At 39.5% G+C, this 6,777-nt stretch carries 9 protein-coding genes; 5 read left to right on the plus strand and 4 right to left on the minus strand.

Features of this window, described 5'->3' with window-relative positions:
• Nucleotides 1-159 precede the first annotated feature (159 nt).
• Nucleotides 160-846, minus strand: coding sequence for an LrgB family protein (locus tag J7E32_RS22310; RefSeq protein ID WP_214911774.1), 687 nt, complete (start codon nt 844-846; stop codon nt 160-162).
• Nucleotides 821-1,219, minus strand: coding sequence for a CidA/LrgA family protein (locus J7E32_RS22315; protein ID WP_214911767.1), 399 nt, complete (start codon nt 1,217-1,219; stop codon nt 821-823). Before J7E32_RS22315 ends, J7E32_RS22310 begins: the two co-directional genes overlap by 26 nt.
• 190 nt (nt 1,220-1,409) lie before the next feature.
• On the opposite strand from J7E32_RS22315, the gene J7E32_RS22320 reads away from it, so the two are divergent.
• Nucleotides 1,410-2,009 (plus strand): SCO family protein, encoded by a 600-nt coding sequence (locus tag J7E32_RS22320; protein ID WP_214911768.1) that lies wholly within the window; start codon nt 1,410-1,412, stop codon nt 2,007-2,009.
• A 284-nt stretch (nt 2,010-2,293) separates the two neighbouring features.
• Here J7E32_RS22320 and J7E32_RS22325 read toward each other — a convergent pair whose 3' ends face one another.
• Complete coding sequence (locus tag J7E32_RS22325) at nt 2,294-2,431, minus strand: hypothetical protein (RefSeq protein ID WP_023627787.1); 138 nt, start codon at nt 2,429-2,431, stop codon at nt 2,294-2,296.
• A gap of 506 nt (nt 2,432-2,937) precedes the next feature.
• Between J7E32_RS22325 and J7E32_RS22330 the strand changes: the two genes are divergently transcribed.
• Entirely contained in the window at nt 2,938-4,557 is a 1,620-nt protein-coding gene (locus J7E32_RS22330) for an ABC-F family ATP-binding cassette domain-containing protein (RefSeq protein WP_214911769.1), read from the plus strand.
• A gap of 47 nt (nt 4,558-4,604) precedes the next feature.
• Here J7E32_RS22330 and J7E32_RS22335 read toward each other — a convergent pair whose 3' ends face one another.
• On the minus strand, nt 4,605-4,739 hold the full coding sequence (locus tag J7E32_RS22335; protein WP_214911770.1) for a YuzL family protein: 135 nt from the start codon (nt 4,737-4,739) through the stop codon (nt 4,605-4,607).
• Nucleotides 4,740-4,841: 102 nt separating this feature from the next.
• Here J7E32_RS22335 and J7E32_RS22340 point away from each other — a divergent pair, with 102 nt between their 5' ends.
• The 3 genes from J7E32_RS22340 to modB all read left to right on the plus strand — a co-directional run bounded on the left by J7E32_RS22340 (nt 4,842) and on the right by modB (nt 6,711).
• Nucleotides 4,842-5,093, plus strand: coding sequence for a YkuS family protein (locus J7E32_RS22340; protein ID WP_214911771.1), 252 nt, complete (start codon nt 4,842-4,844; stop codon nt 5,091-5,093).
• Between the two features lie 175 nt (nt 5,094-5,268).
• On the plus strand, nt 5,269-6,048 hold the full coding sequence (gene modA / locus J7E32_RS22345; protein WP_214911772.1) for a molybdate ABC transporter substrate-binding protein: 780 nt from the start codon (nt 5,269-5,271) through the stop codon (nt 6,046-6,048).
• A gap of 6 nt (nt 6,049-6,054) precedes the next feature.
• Nucleotides 6,055-6,711, plus strand: a complete 657-nt coding sequence (gene modB, locus J7E32_RS22350; RefSeq protein ID WP_214911773.1) for a molybdate ABC transporter permease subunit — start codon at nt 6,055-6,057, stop codon at nt 6,709-6,711.
• Nucleotides 6,712-6,777 lie beyond the last annotated feature (66 nt).

Genomic DNA, 6,777 nt, shown 5'->3' on the forward strand with positions numbered 1-6,777 from the left:
CTCCTCATAAGGGTACCTTTACGGACAAATAACACCCTTATGCAGCCTTTTCACTTCTCATAAGGGTACTTACCACATTAATGGCACGAACTTCGTTTTAATGAGCTTTCTGCTACCAAAAAAAGGAGGCCCCTAAGGTCTCCTTTTTCATATGCTTCCTTATAAAAATACTGGGAGAATAATAGGCAGGAACAATGAAGTTATTATAGCGGCCATCCCCATTGCTGCTCCTGAAACTGCGCCCTGCAGCTCGCCTTCCCTTGCTGCTTCTGCTGTACCAATTCCGTGAGCAATGGTGCCGATTGCCAAACCTCTCGAAAACGGATCGTGGATTTTCATCGTGTTTAAAAGAAAAGGGCCAATCATCGCCCCGAGCATGCCTGTGATCATGACGAACGCAGCAACCAAAATCGAGTCTGCCCCGATGATCCTGGCAACCTCAGAAGCAACAGGTATTGTGATGGACTTGATCGTCAAAGAAACCAGGATCAAATCTGATAAGTTAAGCAAATACGCTATGAACACAGCTGAGATAATGGTCGAGACTATCCCTGTTACAAGACCGAACAAAGCTGGAACCGCGTAAGCTGAAATAATTTTTCTTTGGCGATATAATGGTACAGCTAAAGCCACAGTAGCTGGCCCCAGAAAATAGGTCATAATCTCACTTGCTGGTTCATATTTCTTATAAGGTATATTCAGCAACATCAAAACGGCAATCACTATCACTGTACTTAAAAATACCGGAGATGTTAGCGGAGATGGATATTTAGCTGCAGCCCTCCTGGCAAAAAGGTAAGCAAGCAGGGTTATGATAATGTTAAAGATCGTGAGCAGAGTTTCCAGTTTCCTTTCCCTCCTTACGCTTTACCAGCATATTTGAAGTGCCACCCGCAACTACCATGCCTATTATAGCGCTCAAAATTAAAATGATCGCAAGTTGTATGCCATTTTCTGCAATAAGTCCACCGAGAGTCATCAAACCAACTGATATCGGTACAAAAAAGAACGATAGATGCCTGACGAGAAAATCAGCTGCCCCTTCAAACCATTCAAGCCGGACTACCCTCGTCCATAACAGCACGAAAAGTATAATCATTCCCAAAACATTACCCGGAATACGCAGCTCGAACAATTCTACAATATAAAAGCCGGCTTTGTTAATCAGGATCAACCCTGTGATTTGCAATAAGAATTTTATGATTTTATCAGCTTTCAAAGCTTTATTCCCCTTTTTATTTCCCTAGACGTTAAAATTGTTTTACAATTCATTATAAATCTCATTCTTTATATTGCAAGAATATTCACTTATCTTTTTTCTTGGAAGTTGTATGTTAAACATAGTTCACACAATGTCCATATGATTTTCCTCATTTTTCTTATATCTTTATAAGGGGGAGGATTGTGTTATGAAAAAAATCTATCTTATCAGCTCACTTATTGTATTAATAGGAATTACATCAGGAATCTCATTTTTTCTAATCCGGGATGCAAATGCACAAATACCAGAGGACATCACGCTTGTCACTATGGAAGAAGAAAATTATACTTTTGGAGAAGAAACAGAGTCTATCAAGCTTGTAGAATTCATTTATACTCATTGTCCTGATATCTGCCCAACGACAACACAAAAAATGAACCTGCTTCGTAAAGACTTAATCCAAGAAGGTGTATACGGTAAGGAAGTACAATTCGTTACTATAACAATTGATCCGTACCGGGATACGCCTGAAGTTTTGAGAAAATATATGGACAATTTCGGACTCGAAAACGACGGAAATTGGATCTTCTTGACGGGTGACCCAGCAGACACATTGGCAGAACAAAAGAAAATCAAACAGGTTGCCGATACATTCCAATTCCAGTACCGTGATCCAGGAAATGGTTTTTACGTCCACAGTACATTTACTTACCTGATTGATGCGAATAATAAATTCATAAAAAAATTCCCTATGGGGGAAGATTTTAATAAAGATAAAGTTTTCGAAGAAATAATGGACGAAATTTAAATATAAAGGCTGTTTGCGTAATGATTGTTGTTAAAATCCTAAAGCCGATTTTAACGTAATATTAGGCCATTTTGCAGTTCGGAATAAAGTTTCCATGCTCTTTTAAAGAGTCAACTTTACCAAGAAGAGTCAACTTTACCAAGAAAACTGGTCATAAAATCCTTTTAGTAGTCAAATAGCAACAGAGTTTGAGAAAAGAGCCACTATAAAAAACAAAAAAGCGGTCATTTGCACCGCTTTTTTGTATGTTGTTTTCCGTATAATGAGGAAAGCTTGTCTATCTCTTAATGTGAATTCACAGTGGTGGGATGTTTCTCTGTTTTTTGCAGGGAGAAAAATTCTGATTTTGGCTTAGTGAAGCTGACTTTAATCCCTGATTCCTTTAGGCGGTTAACAAAATCAACCAGCTGCTTTTTAGCCATTTTCAAAAACTCCTTTTATCCATCTTTGTCTATTATTATTTTACATGAAAAATATGAAAAATGTGTGAAAACGAGCAAAAAAATTGACATCATCCTGCAAAAAATATTCACAAATTTCCCAATAGACACACCGTGGATGTTTTGATAAATAATATAAAAACTATCCCGATTACTAACTACTCTCGCCTTTTCCCAATTTGACTCCATTAAAAACACCATTCCGCAAAAAAATCATATTCAGTCACTCTAATACCTGCTTATAATGGGCTGCTTTCGTAAAGAATGTTGTTAAAATCCTAAGACCGATTTTAACGTGATATACACATTTTGCAGGTGGATATTAAGTTTGCATCCTCTTTTCTCTTTACGAAGAAAATAGGTAATTAAATCAAATTTTGAAGTCCATAGTAACAAAGTTTGAGAACTGAGCCTTAAAAAGAATTCGCTCATAGCAATCAAACATGTTATAATCTTTGGGATATATATTAATGGAGGCTACTAAATAAATGATTACAGTTCAAAATGTCGGCTTGAGATATGGTGACCGCAAGCTTTTTGAAGATGTTAATATTAAATTCACTCCGGGAAATTGCTATGGCCTGATCGGTGCTAACGGTGCAGGAAAATCCACTTTCCTTAAAATCTTATCAGGAGAAATTGAAGCACAAACCGGAAATGTTTCAATGACACCTGGTGAGCGTATGGCTGTATTGAAGCAGAACCACTTTGAATATGAAGATGTCGAAGTGTTGAAAGTCGTCATAATGGGACATGCCCGTTTATATGAAGTCATGCAGGAAAAAGATGCCATTTACATGAAGGCAGATTTTACAGATGAAGACGGCATGAAAGCTGCAGAGCTTGAAGGCGAATTTGCCGAGCTTAATGGCTGGGAAGCAGAATCCGAAGCTGCGATTCTTCTTAAAGGCCTTGGAATTGGCGAAGAGCTTCATGATAAAAAAATGGCTGATATTGGTGGCGGAGAGAAAGTAAAAGTACTCCTTGCCCAGGCTCTTTTCGGCAAGCCTGACGTTCTATTGCTTGACGAGCCTACCAACCACCTTGATATTGCTGCAATTCAATGGTTAGAGGAATTCCTGATCAATTTTGAGAACACGGTTATTGTGGTATCCCACGACCGTCACTTCCTGAATAAAGTATGTACTCATATTGCAGACCTTGACTTTGGCAAAATTCAGCTTTATGTCGGCAACTATGATTTCTGGTATGAATCAAGCCAGCTTGCACTAAGAATGCAGTCAGATACGAACCGTAAAAAAGAAGAGAAAATCAAGGAATTGCAAGCGTTCATCGCGCGTTTCAGCGCAAACGCATCAAAATCCAAACAAGCTACTTCCCGTAAAAAATTGCTTGATAAGATCTCTCTCGATGATATCAAACCATCATCCCGCAAGTATCCATATGTTGGATTTACTCCTGACCGTGAAATCGGAAATGACTTATTAAGAGTTGATGGAATCACTAAGACGATTGACGGCGTAAAGGTTTTGGATAATATCAGCTTCATCATGAATAAAGATGATAAAATTGCTCTTGTTGGGAAGAACGAATTAGCTATTACTACATTGTTCAAGATCCTTACGGGTGAAATGGAAGCGGATAGCGGATCATTCAAATGGGGCGTAACGACATCCCAGGCATACTTCCCTAAAGACAACTCTGAGTTCTTTGAAGGAAGTGACCTTACCCTGGTGGACTGGCTTCGCCAATTCTCACCGAAGGATGACAGCGAAAGCTTCCTGCGCGGGTTCCTTGGACGTATGCTTTTCTCTGGTGAAGACGTACTGAAAAAAGCTAGCGTACTATCCGGAGGCGAAAAAGTCCGCTGCATGCTTTCTAAGATGATGCTATCTGGAGCAAACGTCCTTCTGCTGGATGAACCAACGAACCACCTGGATCTTGAATCCATCACTGCCTTGAATAACGGCATGATCAATTTTAAAGGATCAATGATCTTTTCATCCCATGACCACCAGTTCGTTCAAACTGTTGCAAACAGGATTATGGAGATCACTCCTTCCGGGTTGATTGATAAGCAGATGACTTATGATGAATATCTTGAAAATGAAGAGCTTCAAAAACAAATTGCAGAAATGTATGCTTAAACACCAAAACCCTCGGACAATTTCCGAGGGTTTTGATTTTACTGCTTTTAACCTCTTTTTTGCTTCCTCCGTGAAGAAGAAGCAGTACGGCTGCCAGTTTCGCTGACCGTTGTTCCCTGCCCTTCCACCTGGCTTGAGTTCAGGCCAATAGTTGATGGATCTTTCTTCCTTTTATTGCTCATGCTTACCCCTCCAGTCACTATTAGTTTTCCCTCATATTGTCTTTCCTTAAGAATATTTTATACTTGTGCCGGACAACTTAGATTAGTGAGGAGGTGTTATTGATGGCAAGAGTTGGTGTAGAACAATCTCTTTCTAACATTTCAGCAGCTTTGCGTGAAAGAGGGCATGATGTCGTGGAATTGCGTTCTGAAGCAGACGCTCAAGGGTGTGACTGCTGTGTAGTCAGTGGTATTGATTCAAATGTCATGGGAATGCAGGATGTTTCGACACAAGGGTCAGTCATTGAAGCAAACGGTCTATCCGCAGACGAGGTTTGCAATCAGATCGATCAAAAAACGGGACAAAATCAATAATATTTATGAAACTGCCATTTGGCAGTTTTTTTATTTCTATATTCCCCATTATATTAATCAATGATAATTTCACCAACTTGTGATATTTTTTTATGTAGGATCCTTTTTTATCCGATATAATCAGTTATGTCAATTGCATATGTTTAAAAAGGATTCTTTTGAAAGGATGTCATGATTGAGGTACTTACATATAATATTTTTTTCGGCCCTATTATTCATCATTCCGGGCTGTGTAAAGGACAGCGGTCCTGAAAATACTGAAATTACAATCTCTGCTGCTGCAAGCCTCCGTGAAGTGATGGAGGAAGCTGGGCAAATATATATGAAAGAGAACCCAGGAATTAAGATTGTTTATAACTTTGGAGGTTCCGGTTCCCTGCAGCAGCAAATTTCCCAAGGTGCACCTGTAGACGTCTTCATCTCAGCGGCTGAGGATAAATTTAATCTTTTGCTGAGCAAAGGGCTAATTGATCAAAATTATAGCGTTAAGCTGCTCAATAACGAGCTCGTTCTTATCACCCAGAAAAACAACACAACTATAGATTCAGCAGAGTCACTGGCTCAAAGAAACATCAAAAGAATCGCCATCGGCACACCTGAATCTGTTCCGGCAGGAATGTATGGAAAACAGGCGCTGCTTTCTTTAGGTTTATGGGAAGAATTGGAGCATGATAAGAAAATTATCTTCACAAAGGATGTCCGTCAAGTGCTTTCTTATGTTGAAACTGGGAATGTCGATGCTGGCATCGTGTACAAAACGGATGCGATGATTTCACAAAAGGTAAGAATACTTCCTTTTACTGAAAAAGAATTACATGATCCCATTGTCTACCCTGCAGGTGTGATTGCAGGAACTAGACATCGGGAAGAAGCTTTTAGCTTTTTCAATTTTTTAAAAGGAAAAGAAGCAAAGGAAATTTACAAAAAATATGGCTTTAAAGCAGCATTGGAATGATTATGTATGAGCAGTGAATTTTGGACACCGTTAAAACTTTCCCTAGAGATTGCATCGATCTCTGTGGTGTTTGTATTTTTATTCGGTATTTTATCTGCAAAGTACATGGCAAAAAGGAGTTTCGTTGGAAAAACAGCAATAGAGACACTTTTAACATTGCCTCTAGTACTCCCTCCAACCGTAGTTGGATTTCTATTAATCATCATTTTTGGAATAAATAGCCCAATCGGAAGAATGATTGAGAACATATTTGGCAGTCCCATTATTTTTACCTGGTGGGCAGCAGTGATTGCCGCATCTGTCGTTGCCTTTCCTTTGATGTATCAATCTGCCAAGACAGGCTTTTTGTCCGTTGACCCTGGTGCCGAGGAAGCAGCAAGAGTGGACGGAGCGAATGAATGGAAGGTTTTTTTATATGTTACATTGCCTCTCTCAGCAAAGACTTTAATCACTGGGGTTATTCTCAGCTTCGCGAGAGCTCTGGGGGAATTTGGAGCAACGCTTATGTTTGCCGGCAACCTGCCAGGAAGGACCCAGACTGCGCCCACAGCAATCTATATGGCGATTGAGTCCGGGAATATGGAATCCGCCTGGCTTTGGGTAATTGCCCTTGCTGGTATCTCTTTTTTTATGCTGCTTTCAACATCATTATTAAAACAGTAATGCAACTCTTACATCTATACTCTTATAAAAAAGAAGCCATGATTACTGAACTATACCCCGGATAGC

Origin of the sequence: Bacillus sp. ISL-55 (assembly GCF_018613155.1) — a bacterium.
Taxonomy (GTDB): domain Bacteria; phylum Bacillota; class Bacilli; order Bacillales; family Cytobacillaceae; genus Mesobacillus.

What these genes read in the sequence shown, in the direction of transcription:
- modB (WP_214911773.1), top strand. Translation starts at nt 6,055, where the DNA reads ATGAGCAGTGAATTTTGGACACCGTTAAAACTTTCCCTAGAGATTGCA.
- J7E32_RS22340 (WP_214911771.1), top strand. Translation starts at nt 4,842, where the DNA reads ATGGCAAGAGTTGGTGTAGAACAATCTCTTTCTAACATTTCAGCAGCT.
- J7E32_RS22320 (WP_214911768.1), top strand. Translation starts at nt 1,410, where the DNA reads ATGAAAAAAATCTATCTTATCAGCTCACTTATTGTATTAATAGGAATT.
- J7E32_RS22325 (WP_023627787.1), bottom strand. Translation starts at nt 2,431, where the DNA reads ATGGCTAAAAAGCAGCTGGTTGATTTTGTTAACCGCCTAAAGGAATCA.
- J7E32_RS22330 (WP_214911769.1), top strand. Translation starts at nt 2,938, where the DNA reads ATGATTACAGTTCAAAATGTCGGCTTGAGATATGGTGACCGCAAGCTT.
- J7E32_RS22335 (WP_214911770.1), bottom strand. Translation starts at nt 4,739, where the DNA reads ATGAGCAATAAAAGGAAGAAAGATCCATCAACTATTGGCCTGAACTCA.